Origin of the sequence: Streptomyces sp. NPDC053750 (genome assembly GCF_044544295.1) — a bacterium.
In the GTDB taxonomy this organism is placed as follows: domain Bacteria; phylum Actinomycetota; class Actinomycetes; order Streptomycetales; family Streptomycetaceae; genus Streptomyces.
Genome location: NZ_JBITXB010000001.1, coordinates 778,386 through 802,906, shown reverse-complemented (window position 1 = coordinate 802,906; position 24,521 = coordinate 778,386). Strand labels below are relative to the sequence as shown.

Here is a 24,521-nt window from a genome sequence, read left to right as displayed (position 1 = left end):
GGGTGCTGGGCGACGAGACGGTCGTCGACCCCGCGCTCGCCGCCGCCGCGCTCGGTGCGGGCCCCCACCCGCTCACCGCCCGGGGGTGCGACGTCCTCAGGGCGTCCGCGGACGGCGCGACCGTCGCCGACGGCGCGGCCGCCCCGCACCTGTCGGGGTCCACGGTCCGCAACCACCTCTCCGCGGCCATCGGCAAGGCCGCCACCCGCACCCGCACGGAGGCCCTGCGCGAGGCTCGCCGCCAGGGCCGGCTCCGAGGGCCCCCGGGGTGGCTCCCCCTACCGCTTCCCCCGCTCCCCCGCCGGCAGCCACGCCCACATCAGCGCCGCCCCGGCGAGCAGCACCACCGCCCCCGTGCGGAACACCAGCGCGTACCCCTCCGTCAGCGCCACCGGCCCGGCGTCCTCGCCGCCGGAGCGGGTCGCCGCGATCGTCGACATCACGGCGAGGCCGAGCGAACCACCCATCGTGCGGGAGGTGTTGACCAGCCCGGAGACGAGCCCCGCGTCCCCGGCCGCCGCACCGGACAGCGCCAGCGAGGCCAGCGGCGTCCCGGCCAGTCCCGCGCCCAGCATCATCAGCACCCCGGGGATCATGATCGCGGTCACATACCCGCCGTCCGCGGTCATCGTCGACTGCCAGCCGAACCCGGCCGCCGCCACGACCGTGCCCAGCGCGGCCACGTTCCGCGCCCCGATCCGCGGCATGAACCGCGGCGCCACCTTGGACCCGAGGACCACCGCCAGCGAGCTCGGCACGAGGGCGAGCCCGGCCTCGAGCGGGGAGTAGCCCAGCACGTTCTGCGCGTACAGCGTCATGAAGAACCACATCGAGAACATCGCCGAACCGCACACCAGCATCGCCACGTTCGCCGACGCCACCGACCGCACCCGCAGCAGCCCCGGCGGCATCAGCGGCGCCGCCGTCCGCGCCTCGACGAGGAGGAACAGCGCGAGCAGCGCCGGCCCGGCGCACAGCGGGACCAGCGCCGCCGTCGCCGTCCAGCCCTCGGACTCGGTCTGCGAGATGCCGTAGGCGAGCGTGGCCAGGCCCGCGGTCACCAGCAGCGCGCCCGGCAGGTCCAGGCGCCGCCGCTCGCCGGCCCGGCTCTCGGTCAGCCACAGCACGGAGCCGATGAGGACGACCGCGCCCACCGGCACGTTGATCAGCAGTACCCAGCGCCACGACAGTCCGTCCACCAGGATGCCGCCCACCAGGCCACCCGCGGCGCCGCCGCCGGCACCCACGGCGGTCCAGGTCGCGATCGCCCGCGCCCGCGCGGGCCCCTCCGGCACCGCCGCGGTCAGGATCGTCAGCGTCGAGGGCGCCAGTACGGCCGCCCCCAGGCCCTGCGCGGCCCGTGCGGCCAGCAGCTGCCAGCCCTCCTGGGCCAGCCCGCCGCCCAGCGAGGCCAGCGTGAACAGCCCGAGCCCGACCAGGAACATCCGCTTGCGCCCGTAGAGGTCCCCGGCCCGTCCGCCGAGCAGCATGAAGCCGGCGAAGGCGATGGCGTAGGCGTTGACCACCCACTGCAGCCCCTGCGCGCTCAGCCCCAGGTCGGTGCGCATCGACGGCAGGGCGACGTTGACGACGGACACGTCGAGGACGACCAGGAACTGTCCGGCGCACGCGAGCGTCACGACCAGCCAGGTGGGGGGCGTGCGGCGCGGGGATATTCGGGCGGAGTCGGTACCGGTGGCTTCGAGCATGGGCGTCATGGTCTCAACCCGGGTGTGCCCCTTGCACCAGGATTTGGCCCATCGTTTCCCCCGTTGCTTCACCCGGCGTTCCAAGAGAAGGTCAAGAATTCGTTAGGGACCCGAAGCAACGGAATAGTTGCCCGGGCGCACGAGGTTCAGCCTGCACACATCACGGATCACCCCGCACGGACCACCCTCACGCATCGCGTTCGCCGACACCCGGCCTGGAGGCCCCACCCCATGTCCCACACGACGACCGACGAACCCGCAAGGAAAGCGAGCGGGGCCACCGTCCCGGTGCTCGCCTTCGCGGGCATCGTCGTCGCGGTGATGCAGACCCTGCTCGTCCCGGTCATCAAGGACCTGCCCCGGCTTCTGGACACGACCCCCAGCAACGCCACCTGGGTCCTGACCTCCACCCTCCTGTCCGGAGCGGTGGCCACCCCGATCATGGGCCGCCTCGGCGACCTCTACGGCAAGCGGCGCATGCTGATCGCCAGCCTGTCGGTGATGGTGGTGGGCGCGCTGGTCAGCGCGTTCACCGACGCCCTGCTCCCGATGATCGTCGGCCGTACGCTCCAGGGCTTCGCGATGGGCGCCATACCCCTCGGCATCGGCCTGATGCGCGACATGCTGCCCCGCGAACGCCTCGGCTCGGCCATGGCGCTGATGAGCTCCTCGATCGGCGTCGGCGGCGGCCTGGCACTGCCCGCCGCGGCCCTGGTCGCGCAGCACACCGACTGGCACGCCCTGTTCTACGGCGCCGCCGGCCTCGGCGTCGTCTCCATCGCCCTGACCCTGCTCGTCGTCCCCGAGTCCCCGCTGCGCGCCAAGGGCTCCTTCGACCTGCCCGGCGCGCTCGGCCTCTCCGCCGGCCTCGTCCTCTTCCTCCTGCCCATCACCAAGGGCAGCGACTGGGGCTGGTCGTCCCCCACCACGCTCGGCCTGTTCGCCGCCGCGGCCGTGGTCCTGCTCCTGTGGGGCCTGATGGAGCTGCGCGTCGCCGCCCCGCTGGTCGACCTGCGCACCACGGCCCGCCGCGAGGTGCTGCTCACCAACCTCGCCTCGATCATGGTCGGCGTCAGCTTCTACGTCGTCTCGCTCGTGCTGCCGCAGCTGCTCCAGCTGCCCTCCGAGACCGGCTACGGCCTCGGTCAGTCGATGGTCGTCGCCGGTCTGTGCGTGGCCCCGCTGGGCCTGACGATGATGTTCACCGCCCCGGTGTACGCCCGCCTGTCCGCCCGCTACGGCCCCCGGACGACCCTGATCATCGGCCTGCTGGTCATCGCGATCGGCTACGGCGGCGGCCTCGGCCTGATGAGCGCCGCCTGGCAGACCGTCGTCACCTCGGTGCTGCTCGGCGCCGGCATCGGCCTCGCCTACTCCTCACTGCCCGCGCTGATCATCGGCGCGGTCCCGGCCTCGGAGACGGGCGCGGCCAACGGCCTCAACACCCTGATGCGGTCCATCGGTACGTCGGTGTCGAGCGCCGTCATCGGCATGGTGCTCGCCAACACGGCACACGACGTCGGGGGCGTCGCCGTGCCCACCATGCACGGCTTCCGCGTCTCCTTCCTGATCGCGACCGCCGCGGTCGCCGTCGGTCTGGCGCTGGCCTTCTTCCTCCCCCGCCGCCCCCCGGCGACCACCTCCCAGCTGCGCGCGAGCAGCGAGGAGGACGCCCACCTGGCCCGCGCCGAGCAGGCCCTGGCCGACGGCGGGCCAAGGTCCGGCTTCCGCGGCCGGGTGCTGGCCGCCGACGGCGCCCCCGTCGCCCGCGCCAAGGTCACGCTGATCGACCGGCACGGCCGGCAGGCGGGCGCGACCCTCTCCGCCGACGACGGCGGCTACACCCTCGCCGTCCCCGCCGAGGGCCCGTACGTCCTGGCCGCCCGCGCCACGGGCCACGGCCCGCTCGCCCACGCGGCGACCCACACCGGCGGCGACCGGCCGGTCGACCTGGACCTGTTCCTGCCGGGCGAGACCGTCTCCGCCTGACCCGCGGCCCGACCGGCCGGACCCGCCCCCGCCCCGCCGCCGTACCCCCTGCCGCACGCCCGGCAGGGGGTACGGCAGCATGGGCCGCCGGTACGTACGCACCACCGAGAGGAACCCGATGCCCGCGGCAGCCCCCACCCCGCAGATCCTGGCCGCCTTCGAGGCCGCGAAGGGGTTCATGCCCGCGCACGAGGGCCTCGCGCTGTACGCGGCGGCCGTGGAGGCGGGCGGGCTCGGGCTGCCGCTGCTGGAGGTCGGCACGTACTGCGGGCGCTCCACCCTCCTGCTCGCCGACGCGGCCCGCCGGGCCGGGGTGAGCGCGCTCACCGTCGACCACCACCGGGGCAGCGAGGAACAGCAGCCCGGCTGGGACTACCACGACCCGGAGACGGTCGACCCCGAACTCGGCGTGATGGACACGCTCCCCACCTTCCGCCGCACCCTCCACCGGGCCGGCCTGGAGGAACACGTGGTCGCCCTCGTCGGCCGCTCGCCCCGGGTGGCGTCGGTCTGGAACTCCCCGCTCGGCCTGGTCTTCGTCGACGGCGGCCACACCGACGAGCACGCGAACGCCGACTACGAGGGCTGGGCGCCGCACGTGGCCGACGGCGGCCTGCTGGTCATCCACGACGTCTTCCCGGACCCGGCCGACGAGTTCACCGGCCAGGCCCCGTACCGCGTCTACCTCAGGGCTCTCGCGTCCGGCGCGTTCACGGAGGTCTCGGTGACCGACTCGCTGCGCGTCCTGCGGCGAACGGGCACGGGGATCTGAGGGCGCGGTTAGAGTCGCTGACGTGTCGTACACAGGCCCTGGCTTCGATCCTCCCCGGCCCCGCCGCTCCCGGCTGCGCCGTCCGCTGACCGTGGCGCTCGCCGCGCTGGTGCCGGGGGCGCTGCTCGGGTGGGGGGTGTACGCGGCGGTCGGCGGCCCGGACGACGGGGGCGACGGCGCGGACCGGGCGGGCAGCGTACGGACGTCGCCGGCGCCGTCCTCCAGTGGTCCCGCGACCACCGACGCCAAGAAGCCCACGGGTTCCTCGCCTTCCCCGACCGCGAAGTCGCCGGACACGACCGGCACGACGAAGCCGTCGGCGTCGGCGTCGACGTCCGTGCCCGCCGCCTCCGGCCCCCTCAAGGGGAAGGTCGTCGTCATCGACCCCGGCCACAACCCGGCCAACTTCCAGCACACCACCGAGATCAACCGCAAGGTGAACGTCGGCACGCACTGGAAGGAGTGCGACACGACGGGCACCGCCACCAACGCGGGCTGGCCGGAAGCCAAGTTCACCCTCGACGTGGCCCACCGGCTGCGCACGCTGCTGGAGAAGCAGGGCGCCACGGTGAAGCTGACGCAGGACGGCGACCGTGCGTACGGGCCCTGTGTGGACGAGCGGGCCCGGATCGGCAACGAGGCGAAGGCGGACGCCGCGATCTCGATCCACGCCGACGGGTCGGGGTCCGGCAACCGCGGCTTCCACGTCATCCTGCCCGGCTCGGTGCACGAGGGCGACGCCGACACCCGCGCCATCGTCGCCCCCTCCGCCGAGCTCGGTCAGCGCATCGCGGGCAACTTCGTCCGCGTCACGGGCAGCGCGCCCTCCAACTACGTGGGCGACGGTACCGGTCTCGTCACGCGGACCGACCTGGGCGGTCTCAATCTGTCAACGGTTCCGAAGGTGTTCATCGAGTGCGGCAACATGCGTGACAGCACGGACGCGGCGCTGCTGACCAGCGGCGACTGGCGGCAGAAGGCGGCGCAAGGGATGTCTGAGGGAATCGTGAGTTTCCTGCGCGGGTAGCGGTCCGCGCACTGATCCCTGCGGACAGCCCCGAGGTGCGGACGATAGTGTCGTCCCTACGATGAGGGGCCACCCCCGCGCTTCGCACCGGGCCTGACGGCGACATGGTGACAGCGACGCCTCTACCGACGACGAGACGACCTACGAAGGACCTGAAGTGAATATCCGCTCCCTCACTCGAGGCGACGGCGTGGTGATCGGAGCAGCGGTGTTGCTGTTCATCGCGTCGTTCCTCGACATCTACTCGATCGAAGGCGCGCCCGACAGCGCCGACATCCCCAGCCTGTGGGGCAGTGGGCCGGTCGTGCTCGGTGTCGTCCTGGCGGGCATCATCGGCGCCGCGCTCGTCATCGTGGCCCGTGCTCTGCCGCAGCCCAAGAAGGTGGCAGGCCTCGAACTCGGCCAGTTCGGCGTCGCGTTCACGGTCTTCGCCGCCTGGTGCGCGCTCGGCAACATCTTCGACCCGGCGGGCGCCTTCGACGGCGACGGGGGCATCACCGACGAATTCGGTGCCGGCACGGGCCTGATCCTCGCGCTCATCGCCACGCTGGTCATGGCCGCCGCGGCCGTGGCCACCCCGCTGGTCCCGGCCCTCAAGGGCGCCCTGATCCCGGCCGCCCGTCCGGCCGCCCCGCAGCCCTACGGCGGTCAGCCGCAGGGTGGTTACGGCTACCCGGGCGCGCAGCAGCAGCCGTACGGCGCTCAGCCGGGCCAGCCCGGTCAGCCGGGGCAGCCGGGTCCGTCCTTCGGCGGTCAGCCGCAGCCGGGTCAGCCGCAGCCGCAGGCCCCGCAGCCGCAGCAGGCCCAGGCGCAGCCGGCCGGGGACTTCTCGCCGTTCTGGTTCGCCGTGCCGGTGCCGCGTCCGCTGTTCGCGGAGGACGGCTCCCCCACGCCGATCGCCGAACTGGCGCCGGGCACCTGGTACCTGGCCGTCGAGCAGCGCGGCGCCAACCTGGTCGCCCAGACGCAGGACGGCCGTCGCGGCGTCCTCCAGGACACCTCGGGCATCCAGCGCGGCTGACCGCGCCCGCCCGTCCGTTTCACGTCAACGGCCCCTCGCCCACCGAAAGTTCCGGGCGAGGGGCCGCCGTCGTTGGTTTGAAACGGACATCCGGGGCCAGACGGAAGGCATGTCCCCACGAAGTCGCAGTCGCAGTGGCTCCAACTCCGCCGGGACGGCCGTCGCGGTGATCGCGGACATCATGGCCGTCATCCTCGGACTGTGGATCCTGATGTACCTGTTGGACGCCAACCGGGCCAACGACCTGGTGCAGTTCGTCCATGACGCGGCCAACTGGCTGGCCGGCTGGTCACGAGACCTCTTCACCTTCGACGAGGCCTGGGCCCGGGTCGTCGCCGGCTACGGACTGGCCGCGGTCGTCTACCTCTTCGTCGGCCACGCCATCGCCAACCGCCTGCACCGGCACTGACTCATTGACTCACTGACGCCGGCCGGCGTTCACACGCAGCAGTCCGGGTCCAGTCCCCGTGGCAGGCGGTCGCCGGAGAAGACCTGGCAGGTGGCCTCGTGGCCGCCGAGGGCGGCCACGGCGAGGAGCAGGGAGCCGGCCGTCCAGGTGGTCAGCTCGCGCGGCCAGATCGCCGCGTCCTCGAAGACGTAGCCCGTCCAGTACAGGCCGCTGTCGGGGTCGCGCAGGTGCTGGATCGACTGGAGGATCTCCAGGGCGCGGTCGGACTCGCCCACCGCCCAGAGCGCGAGGGCGAGTTCGGCCGACTCGCCGCCGGTCACCCACGGGTTGGGGACGACGCAGCGCACGCCGAGGCCCGGGACGACGAAGCGGTCCCAGCTCTCCGCGATGCGGGACCTGGCCTCCGTGCCGGTCAGCGCGCCGCCGAGGACCGGGTAGTACCAGTCCATCGAGTAGCGGCCCTTGTCCAGGAACCGCTCGGGGTGGCGGCGGATGGCGTGCCGCAGGGCGCCCGCCGCCAACTCCCAGTCGGGTTGCGGCTCTTCGCGCTGCTCCGCGATGGCGAGGGCGCAGCGCAGCGCGTGGTGAATGGAGGAGCTGCCGGTCAGCAGCGCGTCCGTGGTGTCCGTGCCGTCGTCGCCCTGGCGCCAGCCGATCTGCCCGCCGGGCTGCTGGAGGCGCAGCACGAACTCGACGGCCGCGTGGACGACGGGCCACATCCGATCGAGGAAGGTGTCGTCGCCGGTGGCGAGGTAGTGGTGCCAGACGCCGACGGCGACGTAGGCGACGAAGTTGGTCTCGCGGGCGCGGTCGGTGACGTCGGCGAAGTCGCCGTCGGCGTAGGCCGCGTACCAGGAGCCGTCCTGGTTCTGGTGCCGGGCCAGCCAGGCGTAGGCCCGCTCGGCGGCCTCGTGCTCGTCGGCCGCGTCCAGGCCCATCGCGGCCTCGACGTGGTCCCAGGGGTCGAGGTGGTGCCCGCGGAACCACGGGATCGCGCCGTCCTCCCGCTGTACGGCGAGGATGCCGCGGACGGTCGCGGCGGCCTCGGCGTCGGTGAGGACGCCGGGCAGGACGAGGTGTTCCGTGCGGGGGGCGCCGGGCGCGGTCACGCGGCGTCCACCGGCGGCAGGTGCGGCTTGGTGGCGTAGGCCACGAAGCTCTTGCCGATCAGCGGGTTCAGGGCCTGCTCGGCGACCCGCGTCGCCAGTGGCTTCTTCATGATGTCCCAGACCAGCAGCTTGTGGTACGCCCGCACCGGCAGCGCCTTGTCGTTGTCGACGCCGAAGGCGCACTTCAGCCACCAGTACGGCGAGTGCAGGGCGTGCGCGTGGTGGGTGCCGTAGGGCTTGAGGCCGGCCTCGCGGATGCGGGCGAGGAGCTGGTCGGCCTTGTAGATGCGGATGTGGCCGCCCTCGACCTCGTGGTAGGCGTCGGACAGGGTCCAGCAGACCTTCTCGGGGCCGTAGCGGGGCACGGTGATGGCGATGCGTCCGCCGGGCTTGAGGACGCGGACCATCTCGGCGAGGACGCCCTTGTCGTCGTGGATGTGCTCCATCACCTCGGAGATGATGACGACGTCGAAGGACGCGTCCGGGAAGGGCAGGGCCAGCGCGTCGCCCTCCATCGCGGTGGCGGTGGCGCCGGCCGGGGCCTCGCCGGCCTCCTTCATCGCCGCGAACCACTTGGCGACCTCGCGGATTTCCTCGGCGTTCCGGTCCAGCGCGACGACCTGGGCGCCGCGCCGGTAGCACTCGAACGCGTGCCGGCCGGCGCCGCAGCCGAGGTCCAGGACGCGGTCGCCCGGGGCGAGCGGGAACCGGGAGAAGTCGACGGTCAGCACGTGGCCCTGCTTTCGGGATAGACGCCGGTGTCACTGGTCGCGCGGGGCGGGCTCGCGGGAACGGCCCTGGGGGTGGTCGCGGAGGGCCCGATGGCCTCGCGGTAGCGGGCGGCGGTTCCCTCGGCGGCGCGGGCCCAGGTGAAGTGCCGCAGGACGCGTTCGCGTCCGGCCGCGCCGAGCCGGGCGCGGAGTTCACGGTCGCCGAGCAGCCGGTTCAGTCCGGCGGCCAGCGCGCCCGCGTCGCCCGGCGGCACCGCGAGGCAGGTCTCCCCGTCGGGTCCGGCGACCTCCGGGACGGCTCCGCCGGTCGTGGCGAGCAGCGCCGTACCGGTCGCCATGGCCTCGGCGGCCGGCAGCGAGAACCCCTCGTACAGCGAGGGCACGCACGCGACCTCGGCCGACCGCACGAGGTCGACCAGTTCGGCGTCCGAGATGCCCTTGACGAACTCGACGGCGCCTTCGAGGCCGTACCGCTCGACCGCCTGGGCGACGGGGCCCTCGGCGGGACGCTTGCCGACGACGACGAGGTGGGCCTCGGGATGCTCGGTGCGGGCCTTCGCCAGCGCCTCGACGAGGAAGACCAGGCCCTTGAGGGGCACGTCCGCGCTGGACGTCGTCACGATCCGGCCCGGCACCTTCGGCACCGACGGGTCGGGCGAGAACAGGTCGGTGTCGGCGCCGATGTGGACGACGTGGATGCGGTCGTCCCGGACTCCGAGGTGGTCGACGATCTCCTGGCGGGAGGTGCCGGAGACGGTGAGCACGGAGGGCAGGCGGCGCGCGACGCGCTTCTGCATGCGGGTGAACGCGTACCAGCGGCGCACCGAGTACCGGCGCCTGCGGCTGTCGGCGGCGTCGAGCTCCAACTGCCGGTCGACGGTGATGGGGTGGTGGATGGTGGTGACGAGGGGGGCGCCGACGTCGCCGAGGAGCCCGTACCCGAGCGTCTGGTTGTCGTGCACGACGTCGAAGTCGCCGCGCCGGGCCCGCAGATGGCGGCGGGCGCGCAGCGAGAACGTCAGCGGTTCGGGGAAGCCGCCGGTCCACATCGTGCCGACCTCGAGTGCGTCGATCCAGTCGCGGTACTCGCCGCGCCCCGGGGTGCGGAACGGGTCGGGCTGGCGGTAGAGATCGAGGCTGGGCAGCTCGGTGAGGGAGAGCCGGCCCTTCAGGCCGTGGTCGGGGCCGTCGTCCAGCACCGGGTAGGGCTGGGCGCCGATGACCTCGACGTGGTGGCCGAGGCGGGCCAGTTCGCGCGAGAGGTGGCGGACGTAGACGCCCTGGCCGCCGCAGAACGGGTTTCCCTTGTAGGTGAGGAGCGCGATCCGCAGCGGTCTCGAGCCGTCGGCGGCGGGCTCCGGACGGGGGCCCGTCTGACTGGCCTCAGCGGTCACTCCGGACCCCCTTCTCACTGCACTGTCCCGCGACACTTTTCAGACTTGATCGTCAGAGGATCCGAATCTACCGGCAGGTAGGGACGCTGTGACGAGTGGATCAGGTGATTCACGCCACGGCACCGCCCGGCCGGGTCCGCTTACCTCCGGGTAAAGTGGCGGCGTCGTCATCACACCCGTACGGGGGGAAGCCGGTGCAATTCCGGCGCTGACCCGCAACCGTGAGCCGTCCGCCGAGCCCCTTGAGGACTTCCGCGACGGTGAGCCGGACTGCCCCGCGCGGACGTGACCGGCTCACGTGCCCGGCACCCGCCGGAGCACGGGCACCGTCGAGGCATACGGGGCCGAGCCGCCCGGGGGTGTCCCGTGCTGCCCGGCCCCGCACAGGGAAAGGCACCCGCCGCTCATGAACGTCCGCCGTCGCAGCAGCGCCGCGGCTCTGGCCGCCACAGCCGTGCTCGGCGCCGCCGCCGCGCCCGCGGTCGCCGCCGATCCGTCGCCCTCCACGCCCGCGTCCAAGTCCCAGTCCACCGGGCTGTACGGCACCACGGACCCCCAGTTCGACGGCGTCTGGCGCCAGTCCCTCGCCCTGCTCGCCCAGGACACGGTGGGCGTCATCCCGTCGGCGGGGGCCGTTCAGTGGCTCACCGGGCAGCAGTGCGACAACGGCGCCTTCGCCCCGTACCGCGCCGACACCACCAAGCCGTGCGACGCCAAGACCATGGTCGACACCAACAACACGGCCGCCGCCGTCCAGGCGCTGTGGGCCGTCGGCGGACACGGCGACGCCGTCGAGGACGCCCTCACCTGGCTGAAGTCGGTCCAGAACAAGGACGGCGGCTGGGGCTACACCCCCGGCAGCCCCAGCGACGCCAACTCCACCTCCGTCGTCATCGGCGCGCTGACCGCCACGGAGACCAACCCCGAGCAGGTCGTCAAGGACGGCAAGTCCCCGTACGACGCCCTGCTGACGTTCGCCCTGCCCTGTGCCGAGGACAAGGGCGCGGGCGCCTTCGCCTTCCAGCCCGACAAGGACGGCAAGCTGCTCCCCAACGCGGACGCCACCGCCGCCGGCGTCCTCGGCGTGCTCGGCAAGGACCTGGTCACCGAGGCGGGCAAGAAGACCGCCGACGCCGCCACTTGCACCGACGCGAAGTCCCGCGAGCAGGCCGCCGCGAACGGCGCCGCCTTCCTCGCCGACGCCGTCGCCGAGGACGGTCACCTCAAGTCCGCCCTCGGCGGCTCCCCCGACCAGCCCGACTACGGCAACACCGCCGACGCGGTCGTCGCCCTCGCCGCGCAGGGCGGTGCGGACAAGGCCGCCGAACCGCTGGCCTGGCTGCAGAAGAACGCCGCGAAGTGGGCCGAGGAGAGCGGCCCGGCCGCCTACGCCCAGCTGATCTTCGCCGCCCACGCCACGGGCACCGACCCCCGCGCCTTCGGCGGCACGGACCTGGTGGCGCAGCTGAACGCGACGGGGCCGGCTCCCGGCGGCGTCAAGGACACGGCGACCGCGAGCACCGAGGACGGGGACGAGAAGGAGAAGGAGAAGGACAAGGACGACTCTCCCTTCGGCGTCTGGTGGTTCGTCGGGGTCTGCCTGGTCTTCGGCATCGGCGTCGGCTTCCTGCTCAGCGGCCGCAACAAGAAGCAGCAGCCGTGACCCGCCGCGTCGTCCTCTTCTTCCTGGCCGCGTTCCTGCTCATCGGGAGCGCGGGCCAGGCGCAGGCCACCGGTTACCGCTACTGGTCCTTCTGGGAGCGCGACGGCGACCACTGGACCTACGCCACCCAGGGCCCGTCCCTCGCCCGTCCCTCCGACGGCGACGTCCAGGGCTTCCGTTTCGCGATCAGCGAGAACTCCGGCGACGCGGCCCAGCCGCGTGGCACGGCGGACTTCGCGACGATCTGCGCGAAGACGCCGGCGAAGGACGGCAGCAAGCGCGTCGCCCTGGTCCTGGACTTCGGTACGGCGTCCGACGCCCCGTCCGGCGAGACCCCGCCGGCCGGCCGTACGGCGTGCGCCAGCGTCCCGCCCGACGCGACGACCGCCGACGCCCTGGCCGCCGTCGCGGGCCCCCTCCGCTACAACACCAACGCCCTGCTGTGCGCGATCGCGGGGTACCCGAAGTCGGGCTGCGGCGAGCAGGTGTCGCAGGGGGAGGACTCGACGTCCACCGCGGCCCCGGACCAGAAGACCACGGAGGACGAGAACGGCCCGTCGGTCGGCGTCTACGCAGGCATCGCCCTCGTGGGAGCCCTGGCCGGAGCAGCAACCTGGCAGGCGAGGCGGCGTAGGAATGCCGCCGACTGAGCCGGCCCAGCCTGCGGGCAGTCGTGCCGCTGGGGCGATGGGGGTCCCCCCGCTCGAGCGAAGCCGAGAGTGGGGGAGGGTGGGCGCAGGCGGCACCCCGTCAGCGCGGGCAAGCGTCCCCACCCCTCACCGCCGCGACACCCTGCACCCCGGCGCCTGGTGGCTCTGGGCCCTGTCCCTCGGCACCGCCGCCACCCGCACCACCAACCCCCTCCTCCTCGCCCTCCTCATAGCGGTCTCCGCCTATGTCGTCGTCACCCGCCGCCCCCACACCCCCTGGTCCCGCTCCTACGGCGCCTTCGTCAAACTCGCCCTCGCCGTCCTCCTCATCCGCCTCCTCTTCACCACCCTCCTCGGCTCCCCCATCCCCGGCACCCACACCCTCGTCACCCTCCCCGAGGTCCCCCTCCCCGACTGGGCACAGGGCATCCGCCTCGGCGGCCGGGTCACCGCCGAGGGCCTCACCTTCGCGCTGTACGACGCGATGAAGCTGGCCACCCTCCTCATCTGCGTCGGCGCCGCGAACGCCCTCGCCAACCCCACCCGCCTCCTCAAGTCCCTCCCCGGCGCCCTGTACGAGATGGGCGTGGCCGTCGTCGTCGCCCTCACCTTCGCGCCGAACCTCATCGCCGACGTCCAGCGCCTGCGCGCCGCCCGCCGCCTCAGGGGCCGCCCCGACCGCGGCGTACGGGGCCTGCTCCAGGTCGGACTGCCGGTCCTGGAGGGCGCCCTGGAGCGCTCCGTCGCCCTCGCCGCCGCGATGGACGCGCGCGGCTACGGCCGTACCGCCCAGGTCCCGGCCCCCGTACGCCGTACCACCGCCGCCCTCACCCTGGGCGGCCTGCTCGGCGTCTGCGCGGGGACGTACGGGCTGCTGACCGCCGCGGGCGGCACATACGGCATCCCCGTCCTCGCGGCCGGTGTCGCCGCCGCGCTCGCGGGCCTGTGGCTGGGCGGCCGCCGCACGGTCCGCACCCGCTACCGCCCGGACCGCTGGGACGCCCGTGCCTGGCTGGTCACCGCCTCCGGCGCGGCGGTCGCGGCGGCGCTCTTCCTCGCCGCCGCCCGCGACCCGGCGGCCCTGCACCCGGGCGTGGTCCCGCTGGTCGCCCCGACCCTGCCGCTCTGGCCGGCGGCGGCCGTACTGCTGGGCCTGCTCCCGGCGTTCGTCACCCCCGCCCCCGAGCCCGCTGTGACCGCTGTGCCCGCTGTGCCCGCCGTGAAGGAGCCGTCGTGATCCGCTTCGAGGACGTATCGGTCACGTACGACGGTGCGGCCGAACCCACCGTCCGGGGCGTGGACTTCGAGGTCCCGGAAGGCGAACTCGTGCTGCTCGCCGGCCCGTCGGGGGTCGGCAAGTCCACCGTGCTCGGCGCGGTCAGCGGCCTCGTGCCGCACTTCACCGGCGGCACGCTGAGCGGCCGGGTCACCGTGGCCGGCCGCGACACCCGCACCCACAAGCCGCGCGAACTCGCCGACGTGGTCGGCACGGTGGGTCAGGACCCGCTCTCCCACTTCGTGACGGACACCGTCGAGGACGAGTTGGCCTACGGCATGGAGTCCCTGGGCCTGGCCCCGGCCGTGATGCGCCGCCGCGTCGAGGAGACCCTCGACCTGCTGGGCCTGTCCGACCTGCGCGCCCGCCCCATCGCCACCCTCTCCGGCGGCCAGCAGCAGCGCGTCGCCATCGGCTCGGTCCTCACCCCGCACCCCGAGGTGCTGGTCCTGGACGAGCCGACCTCCGCGCTGGACCCGGCCGCGGCGGAGGAGGTCCTGGCCGTCCTCCAGCGTCTCGTCCACGATCTCGGTACGACGGTCCTGATGGCCGAGCACCGCCTCGAACGCGTCATCCAGTACGCCGACCAGGTCGTCCTGCTCCCATCCCCCGGCGCGCCGCCACTCCTCGGCGCCCCGGCGGACGTGATGGCCGTGTCCCCGGTGTACCCGCCGGTGGTGGACCTGGGCAGGCTGGCGGGCTGGTCCCCGCTGCCGCTGACGATCCGGGACGCCCGCCGCCGCGCGGCCCCGCTGCGCGACCGGCTGGCCGACCGGGAGATACCGGACCACACGCCACCGAGTGCCACACTCCCGGCGCCTCCTGCCCTCCGGCCCTCGTCCTCCCGTTGGTGGCGGCGCGCGAAGCCCCCGAAGCCGGCCGACCCCACCACCCCGTACGCCGCCGAGGTCTGTTCCCTGGCCGTCCGCCGCGACCGCGTCCAGGCCCTGCGCCACGTCGACCTGACCGTCTCCCCCGGCGAGACGGTCGCCCTGATGGGCCGCAACGGCGCCGGAAAGTCGACCCTCCTCTCGGCGCTCGTCGGCCTGGTCGAACCGTCCGCCGGTTCGGTCCGCACCGGCGACGCGGTACCGCACCGCACGGCCCCCCGTGACCTCGTACGCCGCGTCGGTCTGGTCCCGCAGGAGCCGCGCGACCTGCTGTACGCCGACACGGTCGCCGCCGAGTGCGCGGCGGCCGACCGGGACGCGCAGGCGGCGCCCGGCACCTGCCGCGCCCTGCTGTCCGAGCTGCTCCCCGGCGTCACCGACGACACCCACCCCCGCGACCTCTCCGAGGGCCAGCGCCTCACCCTCGCCCTCTCCGTCGTCCTGACCGCCCGCCCGCCCCTCCTCCTCCTGGACGAGCCGACGCGCGGCCTGGACTACGCGGCGAAGGCCCGCCTGGCCGGCATCCTGCGCGACCTGGCCGCCGAGGGCCACGCGATCGTGCTGGCCACGCACGACGTGGAGCTGGCCGCCGAACTCGCCCACCGGGTCGTCCTGCTCGCCGAGGGCGAGGTGATCGCCGACGGCCCGGCGGCGGACGTGGTGGTGGCGTCCCCGTCCTTCGCGCCGCAGGTCGCCAAGGTGCTGGCGCCGCGGAAGTGGCTGACGGTCGCACAGGTGCGGGAGGCGCTGTCATGACAGGAAGCCGTGTCGCTCCGCGCGACCGCCAGACCCGCGCCATCCGCCTGGGCCCCCGCTCCGTCGCCGCGCTCGTCCTGGTCAGCGCGGTGGGGGTGGCGGGCTTCGGCTGGCCCTTCCTGTCTCCCCCGGACGCCGCGGTGAACGCGCACGCGCAGGATGCGCCGTGGCTGTTCGCGGGGGTGCTGGTGCTGCTGGTCGCCGTGGTGGCGGCGACGATCTCGGAGTCGGGCCTCGGCCCCAAGGCGGTGGCGATGCTCGGCGTCCTGGCGGCGACGGGCGCGGCGCTGCGCCCGCTCGGCGCGGGGACGGCCGGCCTGGAGCCGATGTTCTTCCTCATGGTCCTCAGCGGCCGGGTCCTGGGCCCCGGCTTCGGCTTCGTCCTCGGCTCGGTCACGATGTTCGCGTCGGCGCTGCTCACGGGCGGGGTGGGCCCGTGGATGCCGTTCCAGATGCTGGCGATGGGCTGGTTCACGATGGGCGCGGGTCTGCTGCCCTTCCCCGACCGCCTGCGGGGCCGCGCGGAACTCCTCCTGCTGGCCGCCTACGGCTTCCTGGCCGCGTTCGCCTACGGCACGGTGATGAATCTGGCGGGCTGGACCTTCATGAGCACGCTCGCCTCGAACATCGCCTTCGACCCGGACGCGTCGATCCCCGACAACCTGGCCCGCTTCCTCGCCTACTGCCTGGCCACCTCCCTGGGCTGGGACGGGGGCCGCGCCGCCGTGACGGTCGTCCTGACCCTGGTGCTCGGCACCCCGGTCCTGAAGGCGCTGCGCCGGGCCACCCGACGGGCGGCCTTCGAGACGCCGGTCACGTTCGAGAAGGCCGCCGAGGTGAGCCGCCCCACGTGACCCGGTTCACCTACGAAGCGGGACCGTAGACGGCAGGCCGAGCACGCGGCGCCCCACGCGACCACCCACTCCTTCTCTACGACCAGGGTTAGCAAAAGGGGTGATTGCGGACGGGGGACCGGCCTGTTTCTCTGAAGCAGTCGCCAGGCGCCAACGCCCCTCACGGGCCGCGGCGCCGACGCACGCCCCCGCCGGACACCGCGCACACCGCGTTGCCCCGGCAGGCGTGCGCCGACGCCCCTGTCCCCGAAGAAAGGCCCCCCGTTGACCGCCGCCACCCTCCTCCGCACCGTCGCCCGCCCGAAGAAGGCCCTCGCCGGTGCCGCCCTCGCCGCGGCCACCTGCGGCACGCTGATCGCCGCCGCGCCCGCCCAGGCCGTGACGCCGGCCTCCTCGGCCCAGGCGACCGCGAAGAAGATGATCGGCAACGCGGCCGAGTTCCAGTGCTTCTCCAAGATCGTCGACCACGAGAGCGACTGGAACGTCAGCGCCACCAACGCCTCCAGCGGCGCCTACGGCCTGGTCCAGGCCCTGCCGGGCTCCAAGATGGCCTCGGCCGGCTCCGACTGGAAGACCAATGCCGCCACCCAGATCCAGTGGGGCATCAACTACATGAACGACCGCTACGGCAGCGCCTGCGACGCCTGGAGCTTCTGGCAGGCCAACGGCTGGTACTGACCCGGCCCACCCCTACCGAAGGCGGCGACCCCCTGATCCCCGGGGCCGCCGCCTTCGCGTGTCCGGAACGTCAGCGGTTCAAGTCCAGGACGGGCAGACCGCGCCCCTCGTACGCCTTCGGAGCCACCGTGGCGATCAGCGCGTCCGCACCCCACTCGGGCAGGTGGCGAGCCGCGTGGATGGCTGCGCCGATCCCCGGCGGCACGCCGTCGCGGCCCAGCCGTGCGATCGCGAGCACCGCGGGGTAGTCGAGGTCGACGGTGTGCATCACGTCCAGTTGGCCGACATGTTCGGCGATGCCGAGAAGCTCACGCTCCGCCTCCAGGACGGACAGGGTCGGCACCCACAAGCGGGTCTCCGTCTCGAAGTAGGCCCGGTGGATCAGCGCGGACACCTGCCGATTGCCCGACAGCGCCATCAGCGTGGGCGTGTCGAGGACCAGGTGGTGCAGGATCACGCGGCCTCACCCTGCTGCCGGGCGAACGCCTCCCGCAGCCTGCGTCCCATCACCGCGCTCTCCTCGTCACCCACCTCGACTCCGAAGTTCTCGGCCAGATAGGCACGCGCCCGCTCGGCCCGCTCCCGACGCTCTTCCTCCGTCAGCGTCGACTCCGCGAACTCCTGCACCAAGGACCGGATCGACGTCCCCCGCGCCTCCGCGATCACTGCCAATCGGTCCCGCACTTCGGCCGGCACCCGGATCATCGCATCGCTCATACCCGGAGTATACGTCCGCGTATACGCCCAGCCCCTCGGGTCGCCGACATGCTCACGGCCCAGCCGACCACCTCGGTTCCGGGTGAGCACACCGAGGAATCCCCCGCCTACGTGACTGCCGGGTACGCGTTCGCACTGGGGCAGGCGGTGTATGGCCGTCGCAAGGTACTCGCCCTGCCACAGAACGAGTTGGCACGGCGGCGTCCATGACCCAGCCGCAGATCTCCAACCGAGGGGGCGACTCCGTACCGACCCTGCCCCTTCTGACCCGACTCGCCAAGGCCCTGGACGCATCGCTCACGATCGACCTCGACGGCGACAGCTCGACGTTCGTCTTCAGCGCCCACGACGACACGCCTGCGGAAGCCCCACCGAGGTCCGCGAGATGATCGCGCCATGACCGAGATCGTTCTGATGTCCGACCCGAAGGTCGCCGCCGTGCCGGTCCAGGAGTGCGGCGAACGGCTGGTGGATGTGCGGCGGGACAGCCCGCTGCTGGTCGACCGGCGCAAGTGGCAGGACTCCGCGGGCGCCTTCGCCCACCTGCGGGAAGGAGTGCTCACCCGGCTCCTCGCTGCTCAGGCGCAGCTACCCCCGGGACTGCGGCTGCTCTTCGTCGAGGGATACCGTCCGCCCGCCCTCCAACGACGCTACTTCGACAAGTACGCGGCCCAACTGCGCACCGAGCACCCGCAGTGGTCCCCCGATCAGATCCGCTCGGCGGCCAGCCGCTACGTCTCCCCGCCCGAAATAGCCCCCCACAGTGCGGGCGCGGCCGTCGACCTGACGCTCGCGGACCAGGACGGCCGCGAACTCGACCTGGGCACCCGCATGAACGCGACCCCTGAGGAGAGCGCGGGCGCCTGCTACACGCACGCCGACAACATCAGCGACGAGGCCCGCTCCCACCGCGCCGTCCTGGGCGCCGCACTCGCCGGCGCGGGCCTGGTCAACTACCCGACGGAGTGGTGGCACTGGTCGTACGGAGACCGCTACTGGGCCTTGTCGACAGGCGCCGCAGCCGCGCACTACGGCCCCACCTCGAACACGTGAACACTGCGGAGGCGAGTGTCCTCCGAGTGCTCGGATGAGCGCCCGGAGGACAGTGAGGGGTGGAGTGCTCACGGGTCGGTCCGGTCGCTCCGGCACTCGAACCACACCGTCTTCCCGTCCCCGGGCCCCGGCCCCACGCCCCACTTGCCGACCACCGCGTCCAGCAGCACCAGCCCCCGGCCGCACTCCGAGTCGTCGCTCACCGGCCCCGCCTGTACAAGCTGCCGAGGGCTCCCGTCCGCCACTTCCACCCGGACCCCGCCCGTCTGCCGCAGCAACTGCAGCGTGCAGCGGCGGTCCGGGACATGGCGTACGACGTTGGCCAGCAGCTCGGTCACGGCGAGTTCCACCGCGTCGGTCAGCTCGGCGAGGTCCCACTCACGCAGGTACGAGCGGACGATCCGCCGGACATGCCGGGCCGAGTGCGCCCCGGCCGTGAAACTCATCCGGTACTGGTCCGAGCAGTGGCCCACGACGACCGAGGGAAAGTATTCGTTCACGGCACGAGCCTGACGTCGGACGACTACCGTGGGCTACCGATCGGATACAACCGGTTCCGCAGTGGACCGAGTTGGTGCGAGAGGAGCTCTCCTCATGACCCACATCAACGTCCTCGACCCGGGCGCGTCACCGCTCGACTACTACGGCTTCGAGCTGCGCCGCCATCGAGAAGCGGCGGGACTCACACAGCGGCAGCTCGGGGACATCGTCAACTACACCGGCTCACTGGTCGGCCAGATCGAAACGGCCCGGAAACTGCCGACGCGGGAGTTCAGCGAACGCGTCGACGCGGCGCTGGGAACGGGCGGGTTACTGTCCCGCCTGGTCGACCTCGTGATGCGCACCCAGCTTCCGGCCTGGTTTCAACAGATGGCCGAGTTGGAGACGCGAGCGGCCGAGATCTGCGCCTTCCAGACGCACATGGTCCATGGCCTGCTTCAGACCGACGCCTACGTCCGGGCCGTGCTCGGCGCCTTCGACCCGACCAACCTCGACGACCGCACCGCTGTACGGCTCGCACGCCAGCGCATCTTCGAGAAGCAGGAGCCGCCGATCTTCTGGTCAGTAGTCAGCGAGGCCGCACTGCTCCAGGAGATCGGCGGCCGGGAAACGATGCGAGGCCAACTGGCCCACCTGTTGTCCTTCGAGGACAACCCCCGGATCAACGTGCAAGTGCTGCCGTTCTCGGCGGGGGCACACCCGGGACTCACGGGCTCATTCAACCTCTACCGCTTCGCGGGCGACCCGACCATCCTCTACACGGAGAGGTACGGCAGCGGCCATCCGACCGCCAACCCGGAAAGCGTCAAGGACTGTTCACTCCGTTACGATCATCTCCGGGCCGCCGCGCTCTCCCTCAAGGACTCGGCGGTCCTGATCCGCCGGGTGATGGAGGAACGCTATGGAGAGCAAGGCAATGCCGACCAGGATCCAGTGGCGTAAGTCCAGCTACAGCAGCGACCAGGGGGGCGACTGCGTCGAGGTAGCCGAGCTGACGCCCCACGCCACCGTCGCCGTACGCGACTCCAAGACCCCGGCGGGCCCCGTCCTCACCCTCGCCCCCGCCACCTTCACCACCTTCCTCGGCTGGGCCTCCACCACGGCCGAGTGATCTGGCCGACCACGGTCAACTATTCTGTTCGATTTCTCGTCTTACACGTGTCCGCACGCCGTACACGTCCGATGAAGCCGAACGGAATCCCCGACCGTGGTCCCCACCGAAATAACCGTCTCCCGGCCCGAGGGGCGTACGGACAGACGGCCGAGCGACGCCCTGCGTGCCTTCGGGCACCGGTATCGCATCCCCCTGCTCGCCACCCTGCCCACCATCCCGCTGTACGCGGTGTGGTGGGTGTTTCTCGCCACCGGCGGGGGTGACCTCGCCGCGCAGGAGGCGTGGACGGACTTCGTCTCGCGGCACGGCGGCTCGCCGTACGGCCTGTTCTGGTACGGCGGTGTGCACACCGCCAACTACAGCGTGATCTCGCCGTATCTGATGGCCGTGTTCGGCGTGCGCACGGTCACCGCCGTGTCCGGGCTGGCCGCCTCCTGGCTGGCGACCGTGCTGATCATGCGGGCCGGGGTGCGCAAGCCGCTGTGGGTCGCCCTGCTCACCTCCGTCGCCCTGTGGTGCAACGTCGCCTCCGGGCGCACGACCTTCGCGCTCGGCCTCGCCCTCGGGCTGGCGGCCTGTGTGCACCTGGTCCGGGAGCGGCGGCTCGCCCTCGCCGCCGGGTACGCGACGCTGGCCACCATGGCGTCGCCGGTGGCCGGGCTGTTCCTGGCCGTCGTCGGGGCCGGTTACCTGCTCGTACGGGACTGGGGGCGCGCTCTCGTCCTCCTCGTACCGCCCGCCGCCGTCGTCGGGCTGACCACGCTGCTGTTCCCCTTCAGCGGGGAGCAGCCGATGCCGGCGGGCCGCATATGGCCACCCGTCGTGCTCGGCCTCGCCGTCACCGCGCTGGCCCCGCGTGGCTGGCGGGTCGCCCGGTGGAGCGGAGCCGTGTACGCGGTCGGGACCGTGCTGACGTATCTCATCGCCTCCGCCGTCGGCACGAACGTCGAGCGGTTCGCGGAGTACTTCGCACCCCCCGTGCTGCTCGCGGCCCTGCTCGGGACGGACCGGGGGCGGCGGGTCGCGCGCGGTCTGCTGGTCGTCGCCCTCGTCTTCTCCGTCGGGTGGATGGGGAAGAAGACCGCCGACGATCTGAAGGAGTACACGGTGGTGCCCGCCTGGGCCGTGGAGACGGACGGTGTCGTGCGGGCCCTGGAGGGGCTCGGGGCCGACCGCACGCGGGTGGAGGTGGTGCCCGCCCGCGACCACCGTGAGGCCGCCGGGCTCGCCCCGCACGTCAACCTGGCCCGCGGCTGGAACCGGCAGCTCGACGTGGAACGCGGGCGCCTCTTCTACGACGGCACCCTCTCCGCGGCCACCTACCGGGAGTGGCTGGACCGCTGGGCGGTCGGCTTCGTCGTGCTGCCGCTGGCCAAGCCGGACGGGCCCGCCAAGGCCGAGGCCGCGCTCGTACGGGACCCGGAGCTGCGGCCCGAGTGGCTGGAGCCCGCCTGGCAGGACGAGCACTGGCAGGTGTACCGGGTGCGGGACGCCGTACCGCTCGTCTCCGCCCCCGGCACCGTCGTCACGACCACGGGCGCCGATCTGGTGCTGCGCGTGGACCGGCCCGGATCGGTGACCGTACGGGTCGCCTGGTCGCCGTGGCTGCGGACCGACGGCGGGTGCCTCGCCCAGGAGGGCGAGTTCACCCGCCTGACGGTCGAGGCACCGGGCGAGTACCGGCTCAGCTCCCGGTACGGTCCTTCGCCGGGGACGGAACAGGGTCGCTGCTGACGTCGTCGGCAGGGGCGGCGGCCGGCGGGACCTTGGCCGTGGTTCCGGCCGCCGCCGTCGCCGTTGCCGCCGCCGTGACCACCTTGGCCCGCGGCCCCTGGAACAGGTACGCCAGGCCGAAGCCGGCGCCGACCACGGCCGCGCCGCCCACCGCGTCCAGCACCCAGTGGTTGCCGGTCGCCACGATCGCCGAGACGGTGAACAGGGGGTGGAGCAGGCCCAGCGCCTTCATCCACGCCTTCGGGGCGATCACCGCGATCGCCACCCCGCACCACAGCGACCAGCCGAAGTGCAGGGACGGCATCGCCGCGTACTGGTTGGTGAGGTGCGTGAGCGTGCCGTAGTCCGGCTTCGAGAAGTCCTGCACGCCGTGCACCGTGTCGATGATCCCCAGCCCCGGCATCAGCCGCGGCGGCGCCAGCGGGTACAGCCAGAAGCCGACCAGGGCCAGCAGCGTGGCGAAGCCGAGGGAAGCGCGGGCCCAGCGGTAGTCGACCGGGCGGCGCCAGTACAGGACGCCGAGGACGGCCAGCGGGACGACGAAGTGGAACGACGTGTAGTAGAAGTCGAAGAAGTCCCGCAGCCAGCCGATCCTCACCACGGCGTGGTTGATCCCGTGCTCGATGTCGAGGTGCAGGAAGCGCTCGAGGTCGAGGATCTGCCACCCGTGCTCCTCCGCGCGGGCCCGGCCCGCCGAGTTGCTGCCGCCGGTCGCCGCGAGGCGGACCTGGGAGTAGGCGGCGTAGGTGACCCGGATGAGGAGCAGCTCCAGGAGCAGGTTCGGCCGGGTGAGGACCCGGCGCAGGAACGGGAACAGGGGGACGTGTCGGAACCGGGCCGGGACCGGGGGCGCGTAGCTCGTGGGGACCGGTGCGTCGAAGTACGGCGACGTGCGGGACAGGAAGGGCACGGCGACGGCGGCGGCCAGCGCCGCGAGCAGCACGACGTTGTCGCGCAGCGGGTACAGGGCGGCCATGTTCGGCAGCATCATCTTCGCGGGCAGCGTCATCACCAGGACGACGGCGACCGGCCACACGTACCGGTCGGAGGCCCGTTTGCCGACCCGGCCGACGACGGCGGGCAGCACCCACAGCAGCTGGTGCTGCCAGGTGGCCGGCGACACCACGACGGCCGCGCAGCCGGTGATGGCGACCGCGAGCAGCAGCTGGCCGTCGCGGGCGTAGCGCACGGCGCGGCGCAGGGCGAGCACCGCGACGGCGGCGCCGAGCGCGAGGAAGAGGGCGATCTCCAGGGGGCCGGAGAGCCCGAGCCGCAGCAGGGCGCCGTGCAGCGACTGGTTGGCGAGGTCGTCCGCCTCGCCGCCCAGGCCCACGCCGGCCAGGTGGTGGACCCAGTAGGTGTAGGAGTCCTGCGCCATCGCCGCCCAGGCGACGGCGGTGCAGGCGAGGAACGTGACCCCCGTGGAGACGGCGGCCCGTCTGCGGTCGGTGAACCACAGCAGGGGGACGAAGAGGAGGACGGTCGGCTGGAACGCGGCGGCGACGCCGATCAGCGCGCCGCCGATCCGGTCGCCGTGCGTCCCGCGTACGGCGAAGCAGCCCAGCAGGACGAGGAGCACCGGGATGATGCTGGTCTGGCCGAGCCACAGCGCGTTGCGCACCGGCAGCGACAGCATCAGCAGGCTGACGGCCACGGGCGCCGCCAGCAGTGCCGTACGGCGTCCCACCGGGCGGGGCAGGGCGCGGGCGGCCACCAGGCCGAGGGCGACGACCAGCAGCAGGGAGCCGAAGGTCCAGCCCCAGCCGAGGGCCTGCTCGGCGGCGCGGGTGAAGGGTTTGAGGACGAGGCCGACGAAGGGGGTGCCGGTGAACTGCGTCGAGTCGTACAGGGAGCCCTCCACGTGGAGGACCCCGTGCTCCCCGACCCAGGTCTCCAGGTCCGTCAGCCGTTCCCCGCGCGGGGTGCCGAGGACGGTGGCCAGCTGTCGTACGGCGAGGATGGCGGCGACCAGCCACAGCCCGAGCCGCGCGACGCGCATCCGTGCCCTGGTCGCCTCGACGGCCGGGGCTCCGAAAGCCTCCGCCGTTCGCCCACTGTGCTCCGCATTCGCCACGCCTCGTCGGCCTCCCGCCCCGTTCGTCCCGCGCCGGTGCACGCGGAGTGTTGTCCTTGCGAACCCTATGAGGCTCGCACCACCCCCGGGGGGAGACGCAGGCAACCCTCCCTCAACCTGACCGGCGCCCGCTCTTTGCCCGACTTTTCCCGTGCCGCAGGGGGCACGGCCAGTCGCCTGTTCGGACGAGGACACGGCGGGAGCCGTTCGGTTGCACCCGTCAGGAGCGATAAGGATCACAGCTCGCGGGGGAAGGACGCGGTCGGTGACGGGCGGATCGCCCCTGCGTACGCGTCCTTTTGGTGCACTGCGCGACGAAAGGGGCACCGGGCGTAAGCAGCGCATCAGCGCCTATGGTCGATTTTCGGCCCGTGGCGTGTTTGCGCGGGCCGCTTTTCGG

Annotated in this window: 24 protein-coding genes and 1 riboswitch; of the genes, 16 read left to right on the top strand and 8 right to left on the bottom strand. The window is 73.0% G+C overall.

The genetic code is table 11. From position 1 onward, the window contains the following. Positions 1–278 precede the first annotated feature (278 nt). Positions 279–1,709, bottom strand: coding sequence for an MFS transporter (locus ACIGO6_RS03490; RefSeq protein WP_399870668.1), 1,431 nt, complete (start codon positions 1,707–1,709; stop codon positions 279–281). A 231-nt stretch (positions 1,710–1,940) separates the two neighbouring features. Here ACIGO6_RS03490 and ACIGO6_RS03485 point away from each other — a divergent pair, with 231 nt between their 5' ends. The 5 genes from ACIGO6_RS03485 to ACIGO6_RS03465 all read left to right on the top strand — a co-directional run bounded on the left by ACIGO6_RS03485 (position 1,941) and on the right by ACIGO6_RS03465 (position 6,927). Continuing rightward, positions 1,941–3,698, top strand: coding sequence for an MFS transporter (locus ACIGO6_RS03485; protein ID WP_399870665.1), 1,758 nt, complete (start codon positions 1,941–1,943; stop codon positions 3,696–3,698). A 118-nt stretch (positions 3,699–3,816) separates the two neighbouring features. Next, positions 3,817–4,470 (top strand): class I SAM-dependent methyltransferase, encoded by a 654-nt coding sequence (locus ACIGO6_RS03480; RefSeq protein WP_399870662.1) that lies wholly within the window; start codon positions 3,817–3,819, stop codon positions 4,468–4,470. 22 nt (positions 4,471–4,492) lie between these two features. Continuing rightward, a complete protein-coding gene (locus ACIGO6_RS03475; protein WP_399870659.1) occupies positions 4,493–5,497 on the top strand; it encodes an N-acetylmuramoyl-L-alanine amidase in 1,005 nt (334 codons plus the stop codon). 157 nt (positions 5,498–5,654) lie between these two features. After that, positions 5,655–6,518, top strand: coding sequence for a hypothetical protein (locus ACIGO6_RS03470; protein ID WP_399870656.1), 864 nt, complete (start codon positions 5,655–5,657; stop codon positions 6,516–6,518). Between the two features lie 109 nt (positions 6,519–6,627). Next, positions 6,628–6,927: a hypothetical protein gene (locus ACIGO6_RS03465; protein WP_398131869.1), complete on the top strand. Its 300-nt coding sequence runs from the start codon at positions 6,628–6,630 to the stop codon at positions 6,925–6,927. Positions 6,928–6,956: 29 nt separating this feature from the next. Here the strand turns inward: ACIGO6_RS03465 and ACIGO6_RS03460 are convergent, their stop codons facing one another. The 3 genes from ACIGO6_RS03460 to ACIGO6_RS03450 are packed head-to-tail and all read right to left on the bottom strand — an operon-like array spanning position 6,957 to position 10,161. Beyond that, positions 6,957–8,036: a prenyltransferase gene (locus ACIGO6_RS03460; RefSeq protein WP_399870653.1), complete on the bottom strand. Its 1,080-nt coding sequence runs from the start codon at positions 8,034–8,036 to the stop codon at positions 6,957–6,959. Continuing rightward, the gene (locus ACIGO6_RS03455; protein ID WP_399870650.1) at positions 8,033–8,767 is read right to left on the bottom strand and encodes a class I SAM-dependent methyltransferase; all 735 of its coding nucleotides are present in this window, start codon (positions 8,765–8,767) and stop codon (positions 8,033–8,035) included. Before ACIGO6_RS03455 ends, ACIGO6_RS03460 begins: the two co-directional genes overlap by 4 nt. Further along, positions 8,761–10,161: a glycosyltransferase family 4 protein gene (locus ACIGO6_RS03450; protein ID WP_399870647.1), complete on the bottom strand. Its 1,401-nt coding sequence runs from the start codon at positions 10,159–10,161 to the stop codon at positions 8,761–8,763. The genes ACIGO6_RS03455 and ACIGO6_RS03450 overlap by 7 nt, the downstream gene beginning before the upstream one ends. Positions 10,162–10,345: 184 nt before the next feature. Continuing rightward, a riboswitch (cobalamin riboswitch) is annotated at positions 10,346–10,437 on the top strand. A gap of 130 nt (positions 10,438–10,567) precedes the next feature. Here ACIGO6_RS03450 and ACIGO6_RS03445 point away from each other — a divergent pair. The 6 genes from ACIGO6_RS03445 (at position 10,568) to ACIGO6_RS03420 (ending at position 16,928) form a co-directional block, all read left to right on the top strand. Beyond that, the gene (locus ACIGO6_RS03445) at positions 10,568–11,824 is read left to right on the top strand and encodes a prenyltransferase/squalene oxidase repeat-containing protein (protein WP_399870644.1); all 1,257 of its coding nucleotides are present in this window, start codon (positions 10,568–10,570) and stop codon (positions 11,822–11,824) included. Continuing rightward, complete coding sequence (locus ACIGO6_RS03440) at positions 11,821–12,474, top strand: SCO2322 family protein (protein ID WP_399870642.1); 654 nt, start codon at positions 11,821–11,823, stop codon at positions 12,472–12,474. Before ACIGO6_RS03445 ends, ACIGO6_RS03440 begins: the two co-directional genes overlap by 4 nt. A 79-nt stretch (positions 12,475–12,553) precedes the next feature. Continuing rightward, the gene (locus ACIGO6_RS03435) at positions 12,554–13,711 is read left to right on the top strand and encodes an energy-coupling factor transporter transmembrane component T (protein WP_399870640.1); all 1,158 of its coding nucleotides are present in this window, start codon (positions 12,554–12,556) and stop codon (positions 13,709–13,711) included. Beyond that, positions 13,708–15,396, top strand: a complete 1,689-nt coding sequence (locus tag ACIGO6_RS03430) for an ABC transporter ATP-binding protein (protein WP_399870638.1) — start codon at positions 13,708–13,710, stop codon at positions 15,394–15,396. The genes ACIGO6_RS03435 and ACIGO6_RS03430 overlap by 4 nt, the downstream gene beginning before the upstream one ends. Further along, positions 15,393–16,250, top strand: coding sequence for an ECF transporter S component (locus ACIGO6_RS03425; protein WP_399870635.1), 858 nt, complete (start codon positions 15,393–15,395; stop codon positions 16,248–16,250). The genes ACIGO6_RS03430 and ACIGO6_RS03425 overlap by 4 nt, the downstream gene beginning before the upstream one ends. A gap of 264 nt (positions 16,251–16,514) precedes the next feature. After that, entirely contained in the window at positions 16,515–16,928 is a 414-nt protein-coding gene (locus tag ACIGO6_RS03420; RefSeq protein ID WP_399870633.1) for a transglycosylase SLT domain-containing protein, read from the top strand. Between the two features lie 70 nt (positions 16,929–16,998). Here the strand turns inward: ACIGO6_RS03420 and ACIGO6_RS03415 are convergent, their stop codons facing one another. Both ACIGO6_RS03415 and ACIGO6_RS03410 read right to left on the bottom strand, forming a co-directional pair. Further along, positions 16,999–17,385, bottom strand: coding sequence for a hypothetical protein (locus tag ACIGO6_RS03415; RefSeq protein ID WP_399870630.1), 387 nt, complete (start codon positions 17,383–17,385; stop codon positions 16,999–17,001). Further along, positions 17,382–17,645 carry a hypothetical protein gene (locus tag ACIGO6_RS03410; protein WP_399870627.1) on the bottom strand — a complete coding sequence of 88 codons (264 nt, stop codon included), beginning with the start codon at positions 17,643–17,645 and terminating at the stop codon, positions 17,382–17,384. The genes ACIGO6_RS03415 and ACIGO6_RS03410 overlap by 4 nt, the downstream gene beginning before the upstream one ends. Positions 17,646–17,851: 206 nt before the next feature. Here ACIGO6_RS03410 and ACIGO6_RS03405 point away from each other — a divergent pair, with 206 nt between their 5' ends. Both ACIGO6_RS03405 and ACIGO6_RS03400 read left to right on the top strand, forming a co-directional pair. Continuing rightward, on the top strand, positions 17,852–18,034 hold the full coding sequence (locus tag ACIGO6_RS03405; protein ID WP_399870625.1) for a hypothetical protein: 183 nt from the start codon (positions 17,852–17,854) through the stop codon (positions 18,032–18,034). 7 nt (positions 18,035–18,041) lie between these two features. Further along, on the top strand, positions 18,042–18,698 hold the full coding sequence (locus tag ACIGO6_RS03400) for a M15 family metallopeptidase (RefSeq protein WP_399870622.1): 657 nt from the start codon (positions 18,042–18,044) through the stop codon (positions 18,696–18,698). 68 nt (positions 18,699–18,766) lie between these two features. Here ACIGO6_RS03400 and ACIGO6_RS03395 read toward each other — a convergent pair whose 3' ends face one another. Next, complete coding sequence (locus ACIGO6_RS03395) at positions 18,767–19,198, bottom strand: ATP-binding protein (protein WP_399870620.1); 432 nt, start codon at positions 19,196–19,198, stop codon at positions 18,767–18,769. 94 nt (positions 19,199–19,292) lie between these two features. On the opposite strand from ACIGO6_RS03395, the gene ACIGO6_RS03390 reads away from it, so the two are divergent. The 3 genes from ACIGO6_RS03390 to ACIGO6_RS03380 all read left to right on the top strand — a co-directional run bounded on the left by ACIGO6_RS03390 (position 19,293) and on the right by ACIGO6_RS03380 (position 22,047). After that, positions 19,293–20,141: a helix-turn-helix domain-containing protein gene (locus tag ACIGO6_RS03390; protein ID WP_399870618.1), complete on the top strand. Its 849-nt coding sequence runs from the start codon at positions 19,293–19,295 to the stop codon at positions 20,139–20,141. Continuing rightward, positions 20,101–20,310 (top strand): DUF397 domain-containing protein, encoded by a 210-nt coding sequence (locus tag ACIGO6_RS03385; RefSeq protein ID WP_399870615.1) that lies wholly within the window; start codon positions 20,101–20,103, stop codon positions 20,308–20,310. The genes ACIGO6_RS03390 and ACIGO6_RS03385 overlap by 41 nt, the downstream gene beginning before the upstream one ends. 96 nt (positions 20,311–20,406) lie before the next feature. Beyond that, complete coding sequence (locus ACIGO6_RS03380; RefSeq protein WP_399870613.1) at positions 20,407–22,047, top strand: hypothetical protein; 1,641 nt, start codon at positions 20,407–20,409, stop codon at positions 22,045–22,047. Here ACIGO6_RS03380 and ACIGO6_RS03375 read toward each other — a convergent pair. Further along, positions 21,998–24,121, bottom strand: a complete 2,124-nt coding sequence (locus ACIGO6_RS03375; protein ID WP_399870610.1) for a bifunctional glycosyltransferase 87/phosphatase PAP2 family protein — start codon at positions 24,119–24,121, stop codon at positions 21,998–22,000. The two genes, ACIGO6_RS03380 and ACIGO6_RS03375, sit on opposite strands and share 50 nt — an antisense overlap. Positions 24,122–24,521 lie beyond the last annotated feature (400 nt).

Excerpts from the sequence above, each read along its gene's own strand:
- ACIGO6_RS03480 (WP_399870662.1), top strand. The coding sequence starts at position 3,817 with ATGCCCGCGGCAGCCCCCACCCCGCAGATCCTGGCCGCCTTCGAGGCC.
- ACIGO6_RS03400 (WP_399870622.1), top strand. The coding sequence starts at position 18,042 with ATGACCGAGATCGTTCTGATGTCCGACCCGAAGGTCGCCGCCGTGCCG.
- ACIGO6_RS03410 (WP_399870627.1), bottom strand. The coding sequence starts at position 17,645 with ATGAGCGATGCGATGATCCGGGTGCCGGCCGAAGTGCGGGACCGATTG.
- ACIGO6_RS03445 (WP_399870644.1), top strand. The coding sequence starts at position 10,568 with ATGAACGTCCGCCGTCGCAGCAGCGCCGCGGCTCTGGCCGCCACAGCC.
- ACIGO6_RS03490 (WP_399870668.1), bottom strand. The coding sequence starts at position 1,709 with ATGCTCGAAGCCACCGGTACCGACTCCGCCCGAATATCCCCGCGCCGC.
- ACIGO6_RS03465 (WP_398131869.1), top strand. The coding sequence starts at position 6,628 with ATGTCCCCACGAAGTCGCAGTCGCAGTGGCTCCAACTCCGCCGGGACG.
- ACIGO6_RS03425 (WP_399870635.1), top strand. The coding sequence starts at position 15,393 with ATGACAGGAAGCCGTGTCGCTCCGCGCGACCGCCAGACCCGCGCCATC.
- ACIGO6_RS03485 (WP_399870665.1), top strand. The coding sequence starts at position 1,941 with ATGTCCCACACGACGACCGACGAACCCGCAAGGAAAGCGAGCGGGGCC.
- ACIGO6_RS03385 (WP_399870615.1), top strand. The coding sequence starts at position 20,101 with ATGGAGAGCAAGGCAATGCCGACCAGGATCCAGTGGCGTAAGTCCAGC.
- ACIGO6_RS03390 (WP_399870618.1), top strand. The coding sequence starts at position 19,293 with ATGACCCACATCAACGTCCTCGACCCGGGCGCGTCACCGCTCGACTAC.
- ACIGO6_RS03405 (WP_399870625.1), top strand. The coding sequence starts at position 17,852 with ATGACCCAGCCGCAGATCTCCAACCGAGGGGGCGACTCCGTACCGACC.